The following is a 21490-nucleotide window of genomic DNA, read 5'->3' on the forward strand; positions in this document are numbered from 1 at the left end:
CCGCACCTCGAACACCCTGCACACGCGCGCACCGCCATAATGGGGGCACTCCGCCCCCCGAGCCTGCATGTCTGCGCCCCATTCCCGCCTCAGCCGCCTGTGGGCCCATGAAAAGGCCAGCTACGGCCTGCGCGTTTTCATCGCCCTGACCACCGCGCTGGGCGTGTGCTGGCACATGGACGCACTGCCGGCCCTGCCAGGCGTGTTCCTGGGCATCATTGCCAGCGCCATCGCCGAAACCGATGACAACTGGTGGGGCCGTACCAAGGCGGTGCTGCTGTCGCTGCTGTGTTTCTGCATTGCCGCCGCGTCGGTCATCTGGCTGTTCCCGTGGCCGTGGCTGTTCATCGCCGCGCTGGCGCTGTCCACCTTCGGCCTGACCCTGCTGGGCGCGCTGGGCGAACGCTACGCCTCCATCGCCCAGGCCACGGTCACCCTGGCCATCTACACCATGATCGGGCTGGAGCAGCATGGCGGCGCCGGCGATCTGCCACGCGCGCTGCATGCGGTCAGCCACCTGCTGGCTGGTGCGGTCTGGTATGGCCTGCTGTCCATCGTCTGGACCGCGCTGTTCGCCAACCGGCCGGTGCGCGAACGCGTGGCCCGCCTGTACCAGGAACTGGGCCGCTACCTGCAGCTGAAGGCCGCATTGTTCGAACCGGTGCGCGAAGCGGACCTGCACCGTCGCCAGCTGGACCTGGCCGAGCAGAACCGCAGGGTGGTGGGCGCACTCAACGAAGCCAAGGCCGCGATCATGGCGCGCTTCGGTCGCTCCGGCCGCCCCGGGGTGAATTCCGGCCTGTACCTGCGCCTGTACTACATGGCGCAGGATTTCCATGAGCGTGCCAGCTCCTCGCACTACCCCTACGGCGCCCTGGTGGATGCGTTCTTCCACAGCGACGTGCTGTACCGCTGCCAGCGCCTGCTCGACCTGCAGGGCCAGGCATGCGCACGACTGGGCGAAGCGATCCGCCTGCGCAGGCCGTTCGTGTACGGGGAAAGCAACCAGCAGGCCGGGCGCGACCTGGCCGATGCACTGGCCTACCTGCGCGACCAGCAGCGCCCGCAGTGGCAGCGCCTGCTGGGTTCGCTGGACCTGCTGGTGCACAACCTGCGCAGCATCGAACGCCGCCTGCTGGACGCCGAACGCTCGGAAGCCAGCCTGGACAATGTCGATACCCGCCTGCGCGACAGCAACCCACACACCCTGCGCGAAATGGGCGTGCGCATCCGCCAGCAGCTCACCCCCGGCTCAGTGCTGTTCCGCCACGGCCTGCGCATGGCCCTGGCACTGATCGCCGGCTTCCTGGCCATCCGTCTGTTCAACGCGCAGAACGGCTCGTGGGTGCTGCTGACCATTGTCTTCGTCTGCCGACCCAACTTCGGCGCCACCCGCCAGCGCCTGGCCCAGCGCATCGTCGGCACCCTGGCTGGCCTGGTGCTGACCTGGGCGCTGCTGCAGCTGTTCCCGCAGCTGCACGTGCAGCTGCTGATCGCGCTGCTGTCGGCCCTGCTGTTCTTCTTCACCCGCACTGACCGCTACCTGGTCGCCTCGGCGGCGATCACGGTGATGGCACTGACCTGCTTCAACCTGATCGGCGATGGCTTCGTGCTGATCGTTCCGCGCATGGTCGATACCCTGCTGGGCTGCGCCATCGCCGCCGCAGCAGCCTTCCTGATCCTGCCCGACTGGCAGGGCCGGCAGCTGCACAAGGTACTGGCGCGGGTGCTGGACACCGCCGCGCGCTATCTGGAATCGGTGCTGGGCCAGTACCGCAGCGGCATGCGCGATGACCTGGCCTACCGCATTGCCCGCCGCGACATGCACAACGCCGATGCGGCGCTGTCCACGGCCTTGTCTAACATGCTGCGCGAACCCGGCCACGTGCGCCGCAACCTGGATGCCGGCTTCCGCTTCCTGGCACTGTCCAACACCCTGCTGGGCCACCTTTCCGCACTGGGCGCGCACCGCGACCAGGTGGACAGCTTCGCCGCCGACCCGCTGGCCCTGGCCGCCGGCGAACGCGTGCGCAAGGCACTGGAGCAGCTGGGCAGCGCGCTGGGCGCACGGCAGCCGGTCAGCGAAGACGACAACGACGCCGACCGTGCCGTGGCCGCCGAGCTGGAACAGACCGACGACAGCATGGCGCCGAAGCTGCAGCTGATCCGCACCCAGATGGCACTGGTGCTGCGCATGCTGCCGAAGATGCGCGCGGCAGCCAACGAAGCGGTGCGTGGCCTGACCTGATTGCGCCTGCAGGGGCGGAGGTGGTGACGGTGGCGGTAGACGCGCAGCATCGCGGCATCATTTGATCCGGCATCGCAGCGCCACCAAGGCATCGTCCGGTCCGGCCGCCCCGCACCCGCCGTGCAGGCAGGAATGCTAGGCTGCGGCGGTCCAAGGAGGTCCCATGTCCGGCCACAACCAGTTCGCCCTGCTGCGCCAGCGCCGCTTCCTGCCGTTCTTCATCGTGCAGGCGCTCGGTGCCTTCAACGACAACGTGTACCGGCAAGCGATCATCGGCCTGCTGTTCTACCTGGGCGTATCGGAAGAGCAGCGTTCGCTCTACACCACGCTGGCGCCGGCCATCTTCATCCTGCCCTACTTCCTGTTCTCAGCCCTTGCCGGCCAGATCGCCGACAAACTGGAAAAATCGCGCCTGATCGTGATCACCACCACCATGGAGATCGTGATCATGTCGATGGCGGCGGTCGGCTTCCTGACCGAAAGCCTGCCATTCCTGCTGGTGGCGCTGTTCTGCACCGGCATGCAGTCCACCCTGTTCGGCCCGGTGAAATACTCGGTGCTGCCGGCCGTGCTGAAGCCCGAAGAGCTGACCGGCGGCAACGGCCTGGTCGAGATGGGCACCTCCATCTCGATCCTGTCGGGCATGATCCTGGGCGGCGCGGTGTTCCTGCTGGCCGGCAGCCATGGTCCGATCGTGGCGGCAACGGCGGTCATCGCGCTGGCGGTGTGCGGCAACATCGCCGCGCGCATGATCCCCAAGGTCGATGCCGGCGACCCGGACCTGAAGATCAACTGGAACCCGTTGCCGGAATCGCTGGTGGTGCTGCGCATGGCGCGGCAGCAGAAGGCGGTGCGCAACGCCATCCTGGGCGTGTCCTGGTTCTGGTTCGTCGGCACCGTGCTGACCTCGCAGCTGCCCAACTACGCACTGGCCAACCTGGGCGGCGAACCGAAGCTGTACCTGTTCGCGCTGGCCCTGTTCTCGGTCGGCACCGGCGTCGGCTCGCTGCTGTGCGAAAAGCTGTCCGCGCGCACCGTTGAAATCGGCCTGGTGCCGCTGGGCGCCTTCGGCATGACCGCCTTCCTGCTCGATCTGTACTTCGCCCGCCCGGGCGAGGCCTCGGTGCACGGCATGGGCATCCTCGCCTTCCTGCAGCAGGCGGGCAGCGTGCGAATCGTCGTCGATCTTGTCGGCATCGGCCTGTTCACCGGCGTGTTCGTGGTGCCGCTGTTCGCGCTCATCCAGAGCCGCACGCCGAAGGCGCAGATGTCGCGCGTGTTCGCCGCGCTGAACATCCAGAATTCCGGCTTCATCGTCGGCGCCGCCCTGATTTCACTGGCCGCGCGCGAATGGCTGCACTGGACCATCCCGCAGCTGTTCCTGGCACTGGCCATCGCCAATGCCGTGGTGGCGATCTACATCTTCACCATCGTCCCCGAATTCCTGATGCGCTTCCTGAGCTGGGTGATGGTGCGCACGCTGTACCGGCTGCGCCCGCACGGCATTGAAGCCAACGTACCCGACGAAGGCGCCGCGCTGCTGGTCTGCAACCATGTCAGCTACATGGATGCGCTGATCCTGTCGGCGACGATCCCGCGCCCGGTGCGCTTCGTCATGTACTACCGCATCTTCAACATTCCGGTGATGCGGTGGATCTTCCGCACCGCCAAGGCGATTCCGATTGCCGGCGCACGCGAAGACCCGGCCCTGATGCAGCGCGCGTTCGACGAAGTGGATGCGGCGTTGGCCGAGGGCGAACTGGTCTGCATCTTCCCCGAAGGCGCCCTGACCCGCGATGGCGAGATGGCGCCGTTCAAATCGGGCGTGGAAAAGATCCTGGAGCGCCGGCCGGTGCCGGTGGTGCCCATGGCCCTGCGCGGCATGTGGTCGAGCATGTGGAGCCGGCGCGATACCCGCCTGGGCCGCATGCGCGTTCCGCGCCGCTTCCGCGCGACCGTGGAAGTGGTCGCCGCACCCGCCGTGGATGGCCAGCGTACCGATGCGGCCGCGCTGGAAACGCAGGTGCGAAGCCTGCGCGGCGACAACGCCTGACGCATCTGAAGCGGGGTGCAGCGCGCCCCGCTATCCCGCCTGGACACCCGCCGAGCCCCCCTTGGCGGGCATGTAAACGCATACATGAGGCGCGCGTTGCGGTAGATTACGCACCCACAGGGGGGAGGTTCGGCCTGTCCGCGACAGACCGACCGCCAAGGAATGGAGTCTTGCTTTGAATCAACCGCCACCTATCGAGCGCCCGGTGTACATCCCCAACCATCTGGTCTGGGCGATCGTGACCACGCTGTTCTGCTGCCTGCCGCTGGGGGTGGTGTCGATTGTCTATGCGTCCCAGGTGGACGGCCGCCGCGCGGCCGGTGATCTGCCGGGGGCCTTCAGTGCGTCGCGCAAGGCGGGCTGGTGGGCGGTGGCTTCGGCCGTCGCCCTGCCGGTCCTGTTGCTGTTGTGGTTCGGGCTGTTCGGCGGCTTGGCCGCGCTGGGCGCTCTTTCCGACCTTTGATTCACACCACCACCCATCGAGGAGCTTGAACCATGAACACCACCACCCCGCAGGTCCCCAACAATCTGGTCTGGGCCATCCTGTCGACCCTGTTCTGCTGCCTGCCGGCCGGCATCGTGTCGATCGTCTACGCCGCCCAGGTCAACGGCAAGCTGGCCGCTGGCGACATCGCCGGTGCCCGTGAGTCGTCGGAAAAAGCCAAGAAGTGGGCCATCTGGTCGGCCATCGCCGCTGTCGTGGTCGGCATCCTGTATGGCATCCTGATCGCCGTGGTCGGCGTGATGGGCGGCGGCAGCAGCTACTGATGCACCCTGCGGGATCCGGCACTGCCGGATCCCGTTGTCGCATGTCCGTCCTTCCCGCACGCTCGCGATTGGCCCGCTGGGCCCCACTGCTGGCCGCTTCGGGCCTGGCCGCGGGTGCCGCCGTGGTGCTGCGCCACGTCAACCCCTACGTCTCGGGCAATCCGCTGCCCGGCTGCCCGCTGTACGCAGTGACCGGGCTGTACTGCCCCGGCTGCGGCAGCACGCGCTGCCTGTACTCGCTGGTCCACTTCGACCTGCCCGGCGCGATGGCGATGAATCCCCTGCTGGTCATCAGCCTGCCGTTCCTGTTCCTGATGCTGCTCAACAGCGCCGGCATCCGTCCGCGCGTGCTGGACCCGTTGATGCGGGTGCTGGCCAACCCGATGTTCTGGCTGTGGCTGCTGCCCGGCTACGCGCTGCTGCGCAACCTGCCGTGGGCTCCCTTCACCGCGCTGGCCCCGGTCTAGCGTTCCAGCCAACGGCGCAGCCCCTCGTGGTGGGGCGTTGCTTCTCGATCAGGGCGTTGGCCGGTCGCGATGGGTTTGCGGGGGACGCCGTGAATCCGTCCTTGGAGGCTTAGCCGCGCCATCCATGGCGCGGATACCCCGCAAACCCACCGCGACCGGCCACGCACAGTTTCCGTGCGCGTCCACCACGGAAAAGAAGAGAAGATCAAAAGCCACCGCGGGTCGCTGCGCTCGGTATCCACGCACGGCATGGATCTACTGTGTCGACCAAGGTCGACACCTACCGACAGCCGGGCATTCGAACAATCGCAGTTCCCCACAGCTGCGGGGAACTGTCGGAGGCGGGGTGGTGCGGGTGGGCAGGACCGCAGGCGCCATGGGTGAGGGCGCTTTGCTTGCGAAGCCCTGCTTCGCAAGCGCCCGAACGCACAGCCGCCAGCGGCTGGGCCGGACTGGGGGTTTACGGCGTGTCCTGCCCATCCACACCGCCCCGCCATCCCTCAGAAATCCCGCTCTTGACGTTGCCGTTAGCGGGTGCAGGGCTGCAAGCCCTGTCCGAACACCTACGTTACCCAGCCAGCAATCACCAGCAGGGCCAGCACCGCCAGCCACAGCAGCAGCATTCGCCACACCAGGCTCATCGCATCGCGCAGGTCCGGCAGCCGCTGCCACACCGGCAACAGCCCCGCTTCGGTGTAATCGTGCGCGTCTTCGCGCAGCTCCGCGTTCACGCTGGCCCGCGCCACCGCGCCCAGGAAACCGATGCCGCCGGCCAGCCGTTCGCCATGCGCCTGCCGCCAGGCCTTCCAAGCGGTATCGAAGTTGCCCACCAGCGCCATCGAAAACGCCATCAGCTGGGCCACCGGCCATTCAATCCACGACAGCACGCGCTGCGCCAAGGCCAGCGGTTCCACCGGCACCCGCGCCCGCATCGGGCTCTCGGCCATCAGCGCCAACAGGCGGTAGGCCAGCGCCCCGACCGGGCCCAGCAACAGGAACCAGAACAGCACCGCGAACCAGCGCCGCAGCGCATTCAACACGGTCGCTTCCACCAGCGACGGAACATCCTCGCGAAGGCTGCCACCGGCGGCCTGCAGGTGCCGCACCGCCGCCTGGCGGGCACTGGCCTCGTCGGCATCGATCACCGCTTCAACATCGCGGTCCAGATCGCGCGGGCCCCAGCACCACGCCAGCACCACCACGCCCAGCAACAGCGCGGGCAGCCCGAACAGCGCCCCGCTCAGCAGCCACACCAGCAGCCCCATCAGCAGCAGCGGCGGAAGCAGTGCCACCAGCACCCCGGCCGGCCCCTGCCAGGCCCGCCCGCCATGCGCGTCCAACCAGCCCAGCCAGCGCCGGAAACCCTCGAAACGGCGCAGTGAAGCGGCAGCGGCCGGGGCAACATGGCCCAGGGCCAGCGCCACCAGCACGGCAACCAGGGTGGTGAACATGGCGGTCTCCCGATGAACAAGCGTTCGGCGCCGCTACCTTACCTGCCGCAGCCGCGCCTTCAGCGACGGATTCCACTGTAACCCGCCGCGTGTTCAGGTGGCGGCAATGCTCAGCCGCGCTGCTGCCGGTACCAGTGTTCGATCAGGCCGCGCGAGATCGAGATCGGCGGCGAAAGACGGATGCCCTGGCCGTCGTCTTCGACATCGCGCGCCAGTGCCGCGCCCACTTCATCGACCGTGAACCAGCGCGCATCTTCCAGCTCGCCATCCACGGTGGGCACATCGTCGTGCGCCTGCGCGCGGAAGCCAACCATCAGCGCGCCGGGGAACGGCCACGGCTGCGAGCCCAGGTACTGCGTGGCGATCACCCTTACCTTGCTCTCCTCGTGTACTTCACGGGCCACGGTCTGTTCGAACGTTTCGCCCGGCTCCACGAACCCGGCCAGCACCGAATAGCGGCGCGGCGCCCAGTTGGCCTGCCGCCCCAGCAGCAGCCGCCCCTGGTTTTCCACGGCCACGATCACCGCCGGGTCCACCCGCGGGTAGTGTTCGGTAGCACACTGCGGGCAACGGCCGACGAAGCCACCGCGGGCGAAGGCCACCGCACTGCCGCACACACCGCAGAAGCGCGTGCGTGACTGCCAGTACGACATGCCGCGCGCGTAGCTGAAGGCCGTGGCATCGGCCACCGTCCACAACAACGCCGCCTGCCGCAGGTCCAGCCGCCGCGGCGCGGTCACGCTGACCTGCGCGGCATCCACGCCGAACCACGCCTGGCCATCGCGCAGCCCAAGGAAGATCGCAGTGCCCGGCCCACCGCCCAGTGCGGCACCGGTCAGCGCCAGCGGCTGGTCATCCTCATCGGTGAAAGCCGTGCCGTCCTGGTCCAGCACAAGAATGCGCGCATCCGGCCACAGGCGCGCCAGTGCATCGGCATCGGCGCGCAGGGCATCGGCGCGCTCCAGCGGTTCGTCCACGAAGGCGAAACCGGAAAGCGGCGAAGGAGTCGTAAGCATTCCACAAGCCTGCCGCCATTCGCCGCAGGTGGCAAGGTCGGCGTTGCCCGCCGCGCGTGCCGGTGGTTACATGCTGAAGCTGCTGCCGCAGCCGCAGGTGGTCTTCGCGTTCGGGTTGCGGATCACGAACTGCGCACCGGTCAGGCTCTCGGTGTAATCCACCTCGGCGCCCATCAGGTACTGCAGGCTGAGCGGATCGACCAGCAGGGTCACCCCGCTGGTCTGTACCGCCAGATCATCCTCGGCGCGGTTCTCGTCGAACTCGAAGCCGTACTGGAAGCCGGAACAGCCACCGCCTTCGATGTACACGCGCAGGGCCAGGTCGGGGTTCCCCTCGTCCTGGATCAGTTCCTTCACCTTGGCCGCAGCGGATTCGGTGAAGTTCAGCGGCCGCTCCAGCGACTGGTAGTCGGGAGCGGCGGCCGGCGTGGCGCCGGGCAGGGAAACTAGCGTGCTCATGGCCCCAGCATGGGGGCGCCAACGGCGGCTTTCAAGCCATGGCCTCGGCCAGCTTGCGACGCGCGGCATCGCCGCCCTTGCCCTTGCCAGCGGCCTCCTCGCTTTCCGGGGCGGGCAGCGCGGCAACCGGGCTGCTGGCGTGGATCAGGCGGCCGTTCAGCTGCGCGCCGGCGTTCATTTCCACCACCTGGTAATGCACGTTGCCGTTCACCCGGGCGCTGGGGGTCAGTTCCACCTTCTCGGTGGCATGCACGTCGCCATCCATGCGGCCGCTGATGACCACCACCTGGGCGCGGATCTCCCCTTCGATCACGCCATGCTCGGCCACCGTCAGGGTGGCACCGCTGGCGCCTTCCTGGGCGATCACCTTGCCGTGGATGCGGCCTTCCACATACAGGCCCCCACTGAATTCCACATCGCCACGAATCACCACCTGGTTGCCGATCAGGGCATCCACCACCAGCTGGCCATCACGGCTCGACTTGCTGTTTCCGAACATCTGCCTACTCCCCATTGCTGGCCGGTGCACCGGCCTGTTTCCAGTCAAATACCTGGGTCGTGCCCCCCGCACCCCCACCCAATGTCACCCGCACGCGTTGCGGGGTGAAGTCTGTCGGCAGCATGACGCTGCCGCTGAGCTGCTGGAAGTACCGGAACGAGTAGTCCTGCCCCGGTACCTTGTTGCGCTGGTGCAGCTCGTCCCAGCTGATCGTGGCCAACTTGCCGTTCTTCACACCTTCCACCGTGAAGCGCATCTGCCCTTGGCTGATCGCGCCCCGGTTGAGGTTCTGGGTCAGCACGGCGGTGTACTGCCAGGTACCGGCCGATTCCGGGCTGAACTCGATGGAATGGGTGTTCAGGCCCTTGCGCTGGCTGGTGGAACCCACCAGGCGCTCGTAGAACGCCACATCGGCGCGCAGCCCGGCGATCTCTTCATCGCGCTCGGCCAGCGACGACTGCACCTCGGTGTTGGCCGCGCGGCTGATGCGGTCCGACGCTTCCAGAGTGGCCTGCTTCTGGCGTACCTCGGTCAACTGGGTCTGCAGGGTCTCGGCGCGCTTTTCGGCGGCCTGCAGGCGCTGGCCCTGGGCATCGCGCGGCGCGCCCAGCCAGCAGCCACCCAGCACGGCCAGCACCAGGCTCAGCAGCCAGATACCGGCCAGTATCAGCAGGCGACGGCGATCGAACGGCGGTTGTGGTGCGCCCGGCAGGCGAACCTGCACACGCATGGGAGGGCGGTTGTTCATGGGTAGTCTCCGGGGCATCGCATTGGCAACACCGTCACGGCCCCTGTGGCAAACGACGGGCTAGTGTAAGTCAGGAACGACGGGATTCCCCGGGGACGGCCGCCAGCGGCCAGTGGTGTTCAGGCACGCCATCGCCGATAGTGTGGCACCCCGCACAGTTCCGACGCCGGAGTCCGCCATGACCGAAGCCCACCTGTTCGTGATCGGGATCCTGCTGGCCTGGCTGGCCGGCATCCGCGTGTACCTCACCGTGTTTGGCGTTGGCCTGGCCGGCCTGCTGGGCTGGGTGGACCTGCCCCCGGCCTTGCAGGCCACCGAATCGTGGTGGGTGCTGGGCACCTCGGCGGCGCTGGCCGCGGCCGAATTCGTCGCCGACAAGATCCCTGGCGTCGATTCGATCTGGGACCTGCTGCAGACCCTGGCCCGTGTGCCCGCAGGCGCCTTCCTGGCCGCCGCCACGCTGTCGCCCGACGGTGATCTGGGCACCGGTGCGCTGGTGGCCGGCGCCGGCGTGGCCCTGGCCAGCCATGGTCTGAAGGCCGGCACCCGCGCCCTGTTGAACACCTCGCCGGAACCGGCCAGCAACTGGATCGCCTCGGCCGCCGAAGACACCGTGGTGATCGGCGGCCTCGCACTTGCCCTGGCCCACCCGTGGATCGCGTTGATCGTGGTGCTGGCCTGCAGCCTGGCCGGTGCCCTGCTGGTGTGGCTGGTCTGGCGCACGCTGTGGAAGGGCGTGCGCTGGCTTGCCCGTGCTGGCGGCAGTGCCGGCAGCGGGCCCGCCCGCGCAGGATGACGGCTGGCCTTGCCGCATAATGGCCGTGAACATCAGGAGCCCCCATGGCCGCAAATGAATTTCCCGCGGGCGCCCGCCAAGGACGCGCTGAAACCCCACCTGCCGACCACTGGCAGCGCTGGGCCGCGCCCGACGCCGCGCCTGCCGTGGCGGTGGCCGCCCCGGCGCCCCTGAGCCTGGTACAGGCCGCTACCGAACACACCGCAGGCGGCGAGCTGCCGGCTCCGCCGCCGCTGCCGTTCCCGCCGCCGCAGGGCGAAGCCGGCAACAGCGATGCCGCACCGCCCCCGGCCGATTCGCCGTACCGCGTGCTTATCGTCGAAGACGACCGCGCGCAGGCCCTGTTCGCGCAGAGCGTGCTGCACGGCGCGGGCATGCAGGCGGTGGTGCTGGGCGACCCGGATGCCGTGCCGCAGGCAATCCGCGAACAGCGCCCCGACCTGATCCTGATGGACCTGCACCTGCCGGGCGTGGATGGCATGCGGCTGACCGCGATGATCCGACAGCAGCCGGGCATGCAGCTGCTGCCGATCGTGTTCCTCAGCGGCGATCCGGACCCGGAGCGCCAGTTCGAAGTACTGGACTGCGGCGCCGACGATTACCTGAGCAAGCCGATCCGGCCGCGCCACCTGATTGCCGCCGTGGCCAACCGCATCCGCCGCGCCCGTGCGCAGGCCGCCACCCTGCCCGGCGCCAACGGTGCACCGGCCACCAGCAACCCGGAAACCGGCCTGCCCACCCGCCACCACGTGCTGCAGCAGCTGAGCGCCAGCCTGGCCCACCACGGCCATGGCGGCGTGTTCTTCATCGAGATTTCCAGCGCGCTGGGCCTGCGCGAACGCTACGGCTACGCCGCATTCGAACGGCTGATGGTGCAGGCCGGCCAGCGCCTGGCCGAAGCGGGCCATCCGCACCTGCTGGCGCGCCTGAACGACAACAGCTTCCTGCTGCTGGCCCGCGATGCCCACGAAGACCATCTGGAAACCCTGGCCGCCAACCTGCGCGAACAGCTGTCCGCCCGCGCCTTCGTGATCCGCGACGACGAATCGGTACACCTGCGCGGCGTGGTCGGCTATGCACCGCTGTCGCCCGGCTTCGACGATGCCACCAGCGCGCTGGAGGCGGTCGAACGCACCACCCTGCAGGCGCGACTGCTCAGCTCCGGCGTGGCCGGCCACGTGCACCGCCCCACGGTGAACGAGGAAGAGCACCTGGCCCTGCTGGAAGGCCAGCTGGAACTGGCCTACCAGCCAATCGTGGCAGTGGCCGGTGGCGGCAGCGCGCAGTACCAGCTGCTGCTGCGCCTGCGCCAGGAAGACGGCACCGTGCTGACCGCCGGCCAGGTGATTCCCGCCGCCGAAGCGGCCGGACGCATTGCCGACCTGGACCAGCAGGTGCTGGAACATGCCATGGGCCTGCTGGATCTGTACCGCCACGCCACCCATCCGTTGAACCTGTTCGTCTCGCAGTCGCTGCGCACCCTGCAGCGCGATGCTTTCGCCGATTGGCTGCTGGAATCGCTGCAGCAGCGCGACCTGCCGGGCAGTGCGCTGGTGATCGACGTGCGCCTGCCCGACGCGCTCATCCACACCGTGCCGCTGCAGCAGTTCTGCCAGCGCATGGCCGGTGCCGGCGTGCGCTTCTGCCTGAGCCAGTTCGAACCCGGCAGCGAAGCCGATGCCCTGCTGACCCAGCTGCCGCTGGCCTTCGTGCGCATGGCCGCGCGTTTTTCCAGCAGCCATTCCAACCCGGGCACGCGCGAGGAACTGCGCCGTGCGATCGAACAGGCGCATGCCGCTGGCCTGCAGATCATCGGCCAGCAGATCGAAGACCCGCAGGCCGCGGCAGCCATGTGGGTGGGCGGTGTCGATTACATCCAGGGCAACATGGTGCAGTCGGCCGGCAGCGACCTGAACTTCGACTTCCAGAACGCGGTGCTCTGAGTGCCGCTGACGGTCGCGCTGCTGGCGGCGCTGTGCCTGGCTGCCGTGGCTCTGGCAGTGCTGGGCCTGCGCCTGCGGGCGCGCGGCCACCAACTGGCCGCCAGCCAGCGCGAACGCACCGTGCTGGCCAGCGAACGCGACCAGCTGCGGCGCACCACCGAACGCCAGGGGCAGCTGGAACACCAGCTGCTGCAGGCCAAGCAGGCCGCCGAAGCCGCCGTGCTGGCCAAGGGTGAATTCCTGGCCACCATGAGCCACGAAATCCGCACCCCGCTCAACGGCATCCTGCCGATGCTGGAACTGATCGCGCGTGGGCCGCTGGGCGACGACCAGCGGCAGATGCTGGCCACCGCATCGGCCAGTTCGCAGCAGCTGCTGCGCATCGTCGATGACATCCTCGACTACTCGCGGCTGGAAGCGCAGGCGCTGGAACTGGAAATCACCACGTTCAACCTGCGCGAACTGCTGGATGGTGTGGTGCAGCTGATGCAGCGCGCCGCCGAATCGAAGGGACTTTCCGTAAGCCTGCAGCTGGACCCGGCGGTGCGCCTGTCGGTGCGTGGCGATCCGGTGCGGCTGCGCCAGGTGCTCAGCAACCTGCTGGCCAATGCCATCAAGTTCACCGCGCGCGGCCACGTGCAGCTGCACGTGCAGCGGTTGGGCGAAGGCCCGGCCCAGCACCAGCTGCGGTTTGAAGTGATCGATACCGGCATCGGCATCGACCAGGCGCTGCAGGCGCGTCTGTTCCAGTCCTTCAGCCAGGCCGATGCATCGACCACCCGCCTGTATGGCGGTACCGGCCTGGGCCTGGCCATCTGCAAGCGCATCATCGACCTGATGCACGGCCAGATCGGCGTGCAGTCCACGCCCGGCCACGGCGCCACGTTCTGGTTCGAGATTCCGCTGTTGAAGGTGCCCGGCGACCTGCCGGCATCGGCCCGCGGCCCAGCCGCGCTGCTGCTGTACAGCGCCGACCCGGTGCTGCAGGCCCGGGTGGAACGCATTGCCGTGCACCACGGCCTGCAGGCGCAGGCGCTGTCCGACCTGGAGGCGCTGGTGCAGCGCCTGCGCAGTGCGCCACGGCCCGGCCAGCCGGCGCCGGCATGGCTGCTGGTGGATGCACGCCAGCGCCGCCAGGGCGAGGCCACGCTGCAACGCGCCCTGGCCGAGCGCGGCGATGACGACGCGCTGCAGGTCGTGTGGCTGCAGGATGACGCCGCACCTGCGCGGCCGCGCCAGCAACAGTTGCCCGCCGCCTTCACCGACGCCGCACTGCACACCCTGCTGGGCGCGCCCATGGCCAGTGCGCGACCCGCCCCGCTGCTGGCGACCGACACCGGCGTGCCGCAGCTCACGCTGCCTGCGCTGGGGCTGCAGGTGCTGCTGGTGGAAGACAACGCGGTGAACCGCATGGTGGCCGAGCAGCTGCTGAAGGTCTTCCAGTGCCAGGTACGCAATGCGGCCGACGGCGAACAGGCGCTGGCGGCCATGCGCGCCGGTGGCATCGACGTGGTGCTGATGGATTGCCAGATGCCGGTGCTGGACGGCTACAGCGCCACCCGCCACTGGCGGCACGAAGAAGCGCAGACCGGCCAGGCCCGCCTGCCGATCATCGCCATGACCGCCAACGCCATGGCCGGCGATCGCGAGCGCTGCCTGCAGGCCGGCATGGATGATTACCTGTCCAAGCCGATCGACCGCGAAGCCCTGCACGCGCTGCTGCAGCGCTGGGGCGGCGCACCCGCCCCGGTAGCGTCGAGCTTGCTCGACTGCGATCAACATGACGATCAACATGGCGATAGTCGAGCAAGCTCGACGCTACCGATCGAGGCGCCAAGCGCATCGCCGCAGCCGGTGCTCGACCGCAGCGTGCTGGAGGAACTGCAGAGCGTGATCGGTCCGGCCGCGCTGCAGATCGTGGCCGTATTCCTGGAAGATGCACCGCTGCTGGTGCAGCAGTTGCAGCAGGCCGCACAGGGCGAAGACATCGAGCGCCTGCAGGCGCTGTCGCACAGCCTCAAATCATCCAGCGCGAATGTGGGTGCGCTGTCACTGTCGGCCGTGGCCACGCGCATCGAGCGCGAAGCCCGCGGCGGCACGCTGCAGCGCCCCGCCGTGGCGGTGGCGCTGCTGGTGGCCGAATTCGCCCGCGCGCGCGTGGCGCTGACCGGCTACCTGGGGCAGCACCGTTAATCCGTAGAGTCGAGCCATGCTCGACTGCTGCGGGAGAGGCAGTCGAGCATGGCTCGACTCTACGCGCCGGTGGCAATCACTCTTCCAGCTTGCTCAGCAGGTACTTCGGCTCGCCGATGCGCTCGATCAGGTCCAGCTGGGTTTCCAGCCAGTCGATGTGCTCTTCTTCCGAATCCAGGATCTTCACGAACAGCTGGCGGCTGACGTAGTCACCGACCGAATCGGCATGGGCCACGGCGTCGCGCAGGGTCACCACGCCGTCGCGTTCCAGCGACAGGTCGCACTGCAGGATCTCGGTCGGGTTCTCGCCGATGCGCAGCTTGCCCAGCGCCTGGAAGTTCGGCAGACCTTCCAGGAACAGGATGCGGTCGGCCAGCATGTCGGCATGCTTCATCTCGTCGATCGATTCCTTGTACTCGTGCTCGGCCAGTTCCTTGATGCCCCAGTTCTTGAGCATCTTGGCATGCAGGAAGTACTGGTTGATCGCGGTCAGCTCGTTGTAGAGGACCTTGTTGAGGAATTCGATGACCTTGGTGTCGCCCTTCATGGGGATGCTCCTGCACGCTGAAAACGCGGGCACTGTAACCCCTTGCGCGCGAGCGTGAAGGAACGCGAATCGTGCGCATTGGCCAATGCAGCCAGCAGCGGTGCAGGAGGGCGCGCGGCGTCAACGCCGCGCGAAGGCGGATCAGGCCGCCTGCAGGCCCAGCACGGGCAGCGGCAGGTCGTGCGTGGCGAGCGCCTTGGCCAGCAGGTCGCCGGCCATGTCCAGGCAGGAACCGCAGGTGGCGCCGCAACCGGTACGCATGGTCAGCTCGCCCACCGACGTGACGCCCTGCGAGGCGGCTTCACGAATCTGGTGGTCGGTAACACCATTGCAGATGCAGACGTACACGGGCAGGAACCAGGCTGACAGGCCGGAAGCGGCCTGGTGGCTATTCCAATGCAAACGAGAATGGTTGTCAATCAATGACCTGAACCATTCTCGCTACCGTTCAGGCCACTAGGTGGCCGGACCGTCGCCTTGGGCCTTTTTCGGCCAATACCCGCGGCTGCGCGGGCGCTTGCGTGGGCGGTCATGGCCGGCAGCCTGGCCGGGCATCCAGGCCTCGGCCGCGCTCTTGGGCATGGAGGTGACCCCCTGCCCCGCCACCCCGCGTGCCAGTGGCGCCAGATGGCGCAGGGCACGGGCGTAGACGCCACGCTTGAACATGACCACGTGTTCCACTGGGTACCAGAAATCAACCCAGCGCCAGTGGTCGAACTCGGGCGAGTCGGTGTGGTCCAGCCGCACGTGCGATTCATCGCCGGTCAGGCGCAGCAGGAACCAGACCTGCTTCTGGCCGATGCAGACCTGCCGTTCATTGCGGCGGATGGCCCGCGCCGGCAGTTTGTAGCGCAGCCAGCCCGGTGTCGCGCCCAGCACTTCCACGTGCTCGGGCAGCAGTCCGGTTTCTTCCTGCAGTTCACGATACATGGCTTCGACGGGGGTCTCGTCGGTGTTCATTCCGCCCTGCGGGAACTGCCAGCCATCCCGGCGCACACGTCGTGCCCAGAATACCTGCCCGTCCTGCCGCATCAGCACAATGCCGACGTTCGGTCGATAGCCGTCCGGATCGATCACGATGCGGACTCCTAAGAAAATCTACTGGCTGGGACTATCCCATGACGCCTGTCAGGCCACAAGCACGTTACAAAGGTGTTGACAGGCCCCGTACACATGCGCAGAATAGCGGGCTCACCAAGGCTATGTAGCTCAGCCGGTTAGAGCACAGCACTCATAATGCTGGGGTCGGTGGTTCGAGTCCACCCATAGCCACCACATTGAAGTTGTTTTTCAATGTGAAAAATGTGAGAATAGTTGTTCGCGACATTGCCCCGTCGCCAAGCGGTAAGGCACCTGACTCTGACTCAGGCATTCGGTGGTTCGAATCCATCCGGGGCAGCCAAATTAGAAAACAAAAGGCCTGATCGAAAGATCAGGCCTTTTGTTTTGCGCGCGCATCACTTGGAGTCAGAGTCCTTTCCTGCGGAAAGGATCCGACCCCCCAATCCCCGGAACAACAAAAGCCCGGCCGAAGCCGGGCTTTTGCATTTCCAACCAGCGGGCTCCCGAAGGAGCCCAACCAGGCGCAATGGATCAGCGCTTGGAGAACTGGGTGGCGCGACGGGCCTTGTGCAGACCGACCTTCTTACGCTCGACTTCACGGGCGTCACGGGTCATGAAGCCAGCCTTGCGCAGCTCGGACTTCAGGGTTTCGTCGTACTCGACCAGTGCACGGGCGATGCCCAGACGGATCGCACCGGCCTGGCCGGTGGTGCCGCCGCCAGCGGCGGTGACCAGGATGTCGAAGCTTTCGGTGTTCTTGGTCAGCTCGAGCGGCTGGCGCACGATCATGCGCGCGGTCTCACGACCGAAGAACTCGTCCAGCGGACGGCCATTGACGGTGATGTTGCCCGAACCCTTGCGCAGGAACACGCGAGCGGTGGAGGACTTGCGGCGGCCAGTGCCGTAGTTTTGAGTGATAGCCATGATTAGATATCCAGAACCTGCGGCTGCTGTGCGGCGTGCGGATGCTCAGTGCCGGCGTAGACCTTGAGCTTGCGGTACATCTGGCGACCCAGCGGGCCCTTCGGCAGCATGCCCTTCACGGCGATCTCGATCACGCGCTCCGGGTGGCGCTCCAGCGCCTGTGCCAGGGATTCGGTCTTCAGGTTGCCGATGTAGCCGGTGAAACGGTGATACATCTTGTCCTGCAGCTTCTTGCCGGTGACGGCAATCTTTTCTGCATTGATGACGACCAGGTAGTCGCCGGTATCAACGTGGGGGGTGTAGACCGGCTTGTGCTTGCCGCGCAGACGGCGGGCCAGCTCGGTGGCGAGACGGCCCAGGGTCTTGCCCTCGGCGTCGACGAGGTACCAGTCGCGCTGGACGGTCTCGTTCTTGGCAGTGAAAGTGCTCATGAAGAACTCTAGGTTAGGTCGGGCTCATTGCGGCGAAAGGCTCGCCGGAACTCTGCCACGCGTTGTGAAAAGGTGAAGCGTAAGAGGCGGGATTGTACGCACCCGGCCTGCCCGGTGCAAGCGTCGCCTGCCCTGGGTTGGCAGGGCCCGGGCGCCGGGCGAGAATCGCAGGTCTCCCCGCCCCACCCGTGCTGCCATGACCGCGCTCCGCCAGACCACCCCGCTGGACCACCTGCTGACCGAGGCGCAGCGCGCCCTGGACACGGTATTCGGCAACCCGCCGGCCGCCCGCCCCTACCCGGCCGCGGATACCGGCGAACCGGGCATGGACCGCGCGCAGCGGCGCCACGCCGCCGGCCTGATGCGCATCAACCACGTGGGCGAGGTCTGCGCGCAGGGCCTGTACTTCGGCCAGGCCGCCGTGGCCCGTGACCCGGCCACCCGCGAACACCTGCTGGAAGCGGCGCAGGAAGAGACCGACCACCTGGCCTGGTGCGCCATCCGCCTGGGCGAGCTGGACAGCCGGCCCAGCCTGTTCAACCCGCTGTGGTACGCCGGCAGCTACACCATCGGCACCCTGGCCGGGCTGCGCGGTGATGGCTGGAACCTGGGCTTCGTGGTGGAAACCGAGCGCCAGGTGGAAGCCCACCTGGATGAGCACCTGGTGGACCTGCCGCCGGGCGACCTGCGCAGCCGCGCGGTCATCCAGGTGATGAAGGAAGACGAAGCCCGGCACGCCGAGCACGCCGAACAGGCCGGCGCCCGCCGCCTGCCGTTCCCGATTCCAGGCGCGATGGCGCTGGCATCGAAGGTGATGAAGACCATCGCCTACCGGCTGTAACCCCGTCAATCAATTGGGCGACACCAGCTTCAGGCCGATCACGCCTGCCACGATCAGGGCCACGCAGCCCAGCCGCGCTGGCGAGGCGCTGTCGTTGAACAGGAAGATACCCAGCACCGCCACGCCCAGCGCGCCGATACCGGTCCAGATGGCGTAGGCCGTACCGACCGGGATGCTCTTCATCGCCTGGCTCATCAGATACAGGCTGATCAGCGCCGAGACGACGGTGGCAGCGGTGGGCAGGGGCTTGCTGAAGCCTTCGGAGTACTTCATTCCAATGGCGAAGCCGATTTCGAACAGGCCGGCCAGCAGCAGATAGATCCAGGGCATGGGTGGGGTCCTTACCTTGTTGAACAAAAACGAAACGGCCCGGTGTTTTCACACCGGGCCGTAGGTCGGTACATCGCCGTGGAACCACTGATTGCGCAGCGTTCGGTTCCACGGGGCGGGTCGTCCCGCCTGGGTGGGCGATGCCATGGGGCACCGCGCACGGGTGTTACTCGGACAGATTGCGCCCGTGGAACAGCTCTTCGATCTCGCGCTTGAGCAGCGCTTCGATCTTCATGCGTTCCTTGAACGACAGGTTCTTGGCCTTTTCCTCGAACAGGTACTGGTCCAGGTCGAAGTCCTTCAGGTGCATCTTCGTGTGGAAGATGTTTTCCTGGTAGACGTTGACGTCGAACATCTCGTAACGCGACTTGATGTTCTTGGCCAGGAAGTTCTGGATCGAGTTGATCTTGTGATCGATGTAGTGCTTCTTGCCCTTCACATCGCGGGTAAAGCCACGGACGCGGTAGTCCATGATCACGATGTCCGATTCCAGGCTCTCGATCAGGTAGTTCAACGCCTTCAGCGGCGAAATGACGCCACAGGTAGCCACGTCGATGTCGGCGCGGAAGGTGGCGATGCCTTCCTGCGGGTGCGTTTCCGGATAGGTGTGCACGGTGATGTGCGACTTGTCCATGTGCGCGACCACGGCATCGGAGATCAGCTCCTTGCCGGCCTGCTTCTTGTCGATCACCGGTTCTTCGGAGATCAGGATGGTCACCGAGGCACCCTGCGGATCGTAGTCCTGGCGGGCCACGTTCAGGATGTTCGCGCCGATGATCTCGGCGACATCGGTCAAGATTTGAGTCAGCCTGTCGGCGTTGTACTCTTCATCGATGTATTCAATGTAACGCTGACGCTCCTCTTCGGTGCGCGCGTAACACACGTCATAGATGTTGAAGCTCAGCGCCTTGGTGAGGTTGTTGAAACCCTGCAACCTCAGGCGAGGCAACGGCTTGACCACGGCGGTCGATTCCTGTGTGAGATGGGAAAGGGGGAATTATGGGGCAAACTGCCCGCTGGGGGAACGTGAAGGGCTCACGCATCTGGCACACTATTTGCCCTTAACAGGTGCGCTGGTTAAGCTCCGCCATCGAACCCGTGAATCCGTTCATGCGCAGAGGGAGCGCCCCTATCGTGTCAACCGTGCGCCTAGCTAGCAGCCCATTGGCCTTGGATATCGCCACCATCGATCGCTTCTTGGCGCACAGCCATCGGCGGCGTTACCCCACCCGTACCGACGTTTTCCGCCCCGGGGACCCGGCGGGAACGCTGTATTACGTCATCAGCGGCTCTGTCTCGATCATGGCCGAGGAGGACGACGACCGCGAACTGGTGCTGGGCTACTTCGGTGCCGGCGAGTTCGTGGGCGAAATGGGCCTGTTCGTGGAATCGGACCGCCGCGAGGTCATCCTGCGCACCCGCACGGCCTGTGAACTGGCCGAGATCAGCTACGAGCGCCTGCACCAGCTGTTCCTGGGCCCGCTGTCGGCCGACGCCCCGCGCCTGCTGTACGCGCTGGGCCAGCAGATCTCCAAGCGCCTGCTCGATACCAGCCGCAAGGCCAGCCGCCTGGCCTTCCTGGACGTGACCGACCGCATCGTGCGCACCCTGCACGATCTGGCCCAGGAGCCGGAAGCAATGAGCCACCCGCAGGGCAGCCAGCTGCGCGTTTCGCGCCAGGAACTGGCCCGCCTGGTCGGCTGCTCGCGCGAAATGGCCGGCCGCGTATTGAAGAAGCTGCAGACCGACGGCCTGCTGCATGCCCGCGGCAAGACCGTGGTGCTGTACGGCACCCGTTGAGCACGCCCGGTGGGTGCGGACCTTGGTCCGCACGCCATCGCACGCCCCGCACATGTGCATCCGCTAGGCTCGGTCCATGGAACTGAGCAGCGAATTCTGGTGGTTCATCCTCATCGGCCTGGGCGCACAGCTGGTCGATGGCGCGTTGGGCATGGCGTTTGGCCTGGTGTCATCGTCGGTGCTGCTGGCCATGGGCATCCCGCCGGCGCAGGCCAGCGCGGCCATCCACACCGCCGAAGTGTTCACTACCGGCGCGTCCGGTGTGTCGCATCTGGTCGCCGGCAATGTCGATAAACGCCTGTTCTTCCGCCTGGCCCTGCCCGGTGCCCTGGGTGGCGCGGTGGGCGCCTATCTCCTGACCCAGCTGCCGGGCGACATCATCCGCCCGCTCATCTACCTGTACCTGCTGGTGCTGGCCATCCTCATCCTGGCACGTGCGGCCGGGCGCTGGATGCCCAAGGGCGAGATCCGCCGGGTTCCGGTACTGGGCTTCTTCGCCGGCCTGCTGGACGCCAGCGGCGGCGGTGGCTGGGGCCCGGTGGCCACGTCCACCCTGCTGGCCCGCGGCGGCCAGGCGCGTACCACCATCGGCACGGTCAACGCCGCCGAATTCGTGGTGACGGTAACCATTTCGGCCACCTTCCTGCTGTCGATGGGCCTGCAGCACCTGCAGATCGTCGCCGGCCTGTTGATCGGCGGCATGATGGCCGCGCCGGTGGCGGCGATCCTGGTCAAGCGGGTGCAGGAGCGCTGGGTGCTGGTGGCAGTGGGCGTGCTGGTGCTGGGCATCAGCCTGTTCCAGATCGGCCATGCGCTGGGCGGTTATCTGGGGCGCTGAAGCATCCCCTGTAGAGCCGACCCATGCTCGGCTGATGGCGCACGGATACCGCAACGAAAAGCAGCCGAGCATGGCT

Annotated in this window: 23 protein-coding genes and 2 tRNA genes; 13 read left to right on the forward strand and 12 right to left on the reverse strand. The window is 67.1% G+C overall.

The annotated features are described in order from the left end of the window. Positions 1–67 precede the first annotated feature (67 nt). The 5 genes from yccS (at position 68) to C1922_RS18275 (ending at position 5536) form a co-directional block, all read left to right on the forward strand. Positions 68–2248 (forward strand): YccS family putative transporter, encoded by a 2181-nt coding sequence (gene yccS / locus C1922_RS18255; protein ID WP_108751073.1) that lies wholly within the window; start codon positions 68–70, stop codon positions 2246–2248. A gap of 163 nt (positions 2249–2411) precedes the next feature. Continuing rightward, entirely contained in the window at positions 2412–4301 is a 1890-nt protein-coding gene (locus C1922_RS18260) for an MFS transporter (RefSeq protein ID WP_108751074.1), read from the forward strand. A 175-nt stretch (positions 4302–4476) separates the two neighbouring features. Beyond that, on the forward strand, positions 4477–4764 hold the full coding sequence (locus tag C1922_RS18265) for a CD225/dispanin family protein (RefSeq protein WP_108751075.1): 288 nt from the start codon (positions 4477–4479) through the stop codon (positions 4762–4764). A gap of 32 nt (positions 4765–4796) precedes the next feature. Beyond that, positions 4797–5069 (forward strand): CD225/dispanin family protein, encoded by a 273-nt coding sequence (locus C1922_RS18270; protein ID WP_108751076.1) that lies wholly within the window; start codon positions 4797–4799, stop codon positions 5067–5069. Positions 5070–5110: 41 nt separating this feature from the next. Then, positions 5111–5536, forward strand: coding sequence for a DUF2752 domain-containing protein (locus C1922_RS18275; protein WP_108751077.1), 426 nt, complete (start codon positions 5111–5113; stop codon positions 5534–5536). A 563-nt stretch (positions 5537–6099) separates the two neighbouring features. On the opposite strand, the gene ampE is transcribed toward C1922_RS18275, so the two are convergent. The 5 genes from ampE to C1922_RS18300 form a co-directional block, all read right to left on the reverse strand. Then, positions 6100–6987, reverse strand: a complete 888-nt coding sequence (gene ampE, locus C1922_RS18280; protein ID WP_108751078.1) for a regulatory signaling modulator protein AmpE — start codon at positions 6985–6987, stop codon at positions 6100–6102. Positions 6988–7097: 110 nt separating this feature from the next. Continuing rightward, a complete protein-coding gene (gene nudC / locus C1922_RS18285) occupies positions 7098–8003 on the reverse strand; it encodes an NAD(+) diphosphatase (protein WP_108751079.1) in 906 nt (301 codons plus the stop codon). Between the two features lie 66 nt (positions 8004–8069). Continuing rightward, a complete protein-coding gene (erpA, locus tag C1922_RS18290) occupies positions 8070–8462 on the reverse strand; it encodes an iron-sulfur cluster insertion protein ErpA (RefSeq protein ID WP_108747525.1) in 393 nt (130 codons plus the stop codon). Positions 8463–8493: 31 nt separating this feature from the next. Further along, positions 8494–8961 carry a polymer-forming cytoskeletal protein gene (locus C1922_RS18295; RefSeq protein WP_108751080.1) on the reverse strand — a complete coding sequence of 156 codons (468 nt, stop codon included), beginning with the start codon at positions 8959–8961 and terminating at the stop codon, positions 8494–8496. A gap of 4 nt (positions 8962–8965) precedes the next feature. Then, complete coding sequence (locus tag C1922_RS18300; protein ID WP_108751081.1) at positions 8966–9709, reverse strand: DUF6776 family protein; 744 nt, start codon at positions 9707–9709, stop codon at positions 8966–8968. A gap of 178 nt (positions 9710–9887) precedes the next feature. On the opposite strand from C1922_RS18300, the gene C1922_RS18305 reads away from it, so the two are divergent. The 3 genes from C1922_RS18305 to C1922_RS18315 are packed head-to-tail and all read left to right on the forward strand — an operon-like array spanning position 9888 to position 14641. Then, positions 9888–10505 carry a DUF4126 domain-containing protein gene (locus C1922_RS18305; RefSeq protein WP_108751082.1) on the forward strand — a complete coding sequence of 206 codons (618 nt, stop codon included), beginning with the start codon at positions 9888–9890 and terminating at the stop codon, positions 10503–10505. Between the two features lie 44 nt (positions 10506–10549). Next, positions 10550–12448 carry an EAL domain-containing protein gene (locus C1922_RS18310; protein ID WP_108751083.1) on the forward strand — a complete coding sequence of 633 codons (1899 nt, stop codon included), beginning with the start codon at positions 10550–10552 and terminating at the stop codon, positions 12446–12448. Next, positions 12449–14641 (forward strand): hybrid sensor histidine kinase/response regulator, encoded by a 2193-nt coding sequence (locus C1922_RS18315; RefSeq protein ID WP_108751084.1) that lies wholly within the window; start codon positions 12449–12451, stop codon positions 14639–14641. It abuts the gene before it with no gap. A 76-nt stretch (positions 14642–14717) separates the two neighbouring features. Here C1922_RS18315 and bfr read toward each other — a convergent pair whose 3' ends face one another. The 3 genes from bfr to C1922_RS18330 form a co-directional block, all read right to left on the reverse strand. Next, entirely contained in the window at positions 14718–15188 is a 471-nt protein-coding gene (gene bfr, locus C1922_RS18320) for a bacterioferritin (RefSeq protein WP_108751085.1), read from the reverse strand. 141 nt (positions 15189–15329) lie between these two features. Further along, positions 15330–15536: a (2Fe-2S)-binding protein gene (locus C1922_RS18325; protein WP_057497541.1), complete on the reverse strand. Its 207-nt coding sequence runs from the start codon at positions 15534–15536 to the stop codon at positions 15330–15332. 108 nt (positions 15537–15644) lie between these two features. Next, a complete protein-coding gene (locus C1922_RS18330) occupies positions 15645–16265 on the reverse strand; it encodes an RNA pyrophosphohydrolase (protein ID WP_108751086.1) in 621 nt (206 codons plus the stop codon). A 121-nt stretch (positions 16266–16386) separates the two neighbouring features. Here C1922_RS18330 and C1922_RS18335 point away from each other — a divergent pair. Both C1922_RS18335 and C1922_RS18340 read left to right on the forward strand, forming a co-directional pair. After that, a tRNA-Met gene (locus tag C1922_RS18335) sits at positions 16387–16463 on the forward strand. A 52-nt stretch (positions 16464–16515) separates the two neighbouring features. Further along, a tRNA-Gln gene (locus C1922_RS18340) sits at positions 16516–16590 on the forward strand. Positions 16591–16781: 191 nt separating this feature from the next. On the opposite strand, the gene rpsI is transcribed toward C1922_RS18340, so the two are convergent. Next, positions 16782–17174: a 30S ribosomal protein S9 gene (gene rpsI, locus C1922_RS18345; protein ID WP_005411311.1), complete on the reverse strand. Its 393-nt coding sequence runs from the start codon at positions 17172–17174 to the stop codon at positions 16782–16784. Between the two features lie 2 nt (positions 17175–17176). Further along, on the reverse strand, positions 17177–17605 hold the full coding sequence (gene rplM, locus C1922_RS18350) for a 50S ribosomal protein L13 (protein ID WP_005414692.1): 429 nt from the start codon (positions 17603–17605) through the stop codon (positions 17177–17179). Between the two features lie 196 nt (positions 17606–17801). Between rplM and coq7 the strand changes: the two genes are divergently transcribed. Continuing rightward, on the forward strand, positions 17802–18446 hold the full coding sequence (gene coq7 / locus C1922_RS18355; protein WP_108751087.1) for a 2-polyprenyl-3-methyl-6-methoxy-1,4-benzoquinone monooxygenase: 645 nt from the start codon (positions 17802–17804) through the stop codon (positions 18444–18446). Between the two features lie 9 nt (positions 18447–18455). Here the strand turns inward: coq7 and sugE are convergent, their stop codons facing one another. Both sugE and speD read right to left on the reverse strand, forming a co-directional pair. Continuing rightward, positions 18456–18776, reverse strand: a complete 321-nt coding sequence (sugE, locus tag C1922_RS18360) for a quaternary ammonium compound efflux SMR transporter SugE (RefSeq protein ID WP_108751088.1) — start codon at positions 18774–18776, stop codon at positions 18456–18458. Between the two features lie 166 nt (positions 18777–18942). Next, on the reverse strand, positions 18943–19737 hold the full coding sequence (speD, locus tag C1922_RS18365) for an adenosylmethionine decarboxylase (RefSeq protein WP_006473908.1): 795 nt from the start codon (positions 19735–19737) through the stop codon (positions 18943–18945). A gap of 149 nt (positions 19738–19886) precedes the next feature. Here speD and crp point away from each other — a divergent pair, with 149 nt between their 5' ends. Both crp and C1922_RS18375 read left to right on the forward strand, forming a co-directional pair. Then, a complete protein-coding gene (gene crp / locus C1922_RS18370) occupies positions 19887–20576 on the forward strand; it encodes a cAMP-activated global transcriptional regulator CRP (RefSeq protein ID WP_010482649.1) in 690 nt (229 codons plus the stop codon). Between the two features lie 76 nt (positions 20577–20652). Further along, the gene (locus C1922_RS18375) at positions 20653–21414 is read left to right on the forward strand and encodes a sulfite exporter TauE/SafE family protein (RefSeq protein WP_108751089.1); all 762 of its coding nucleotides are present in this window, start codon (positions 20653–20655) and stop codon (positions 21412–21414) included. Positions 21415–21490 lie beyond the last annotated feature (76 nt).

This window comes from Stenotrophomonas sp. ZAC14D2_NAIMI4_7 (assembly GCF_003086675.1).
GTDB lineage: Bacteria > Pseudomonadota > Gammaproteobacteria > Xanthomonadales > Xanthomonadaceae > Stenotrophomonas.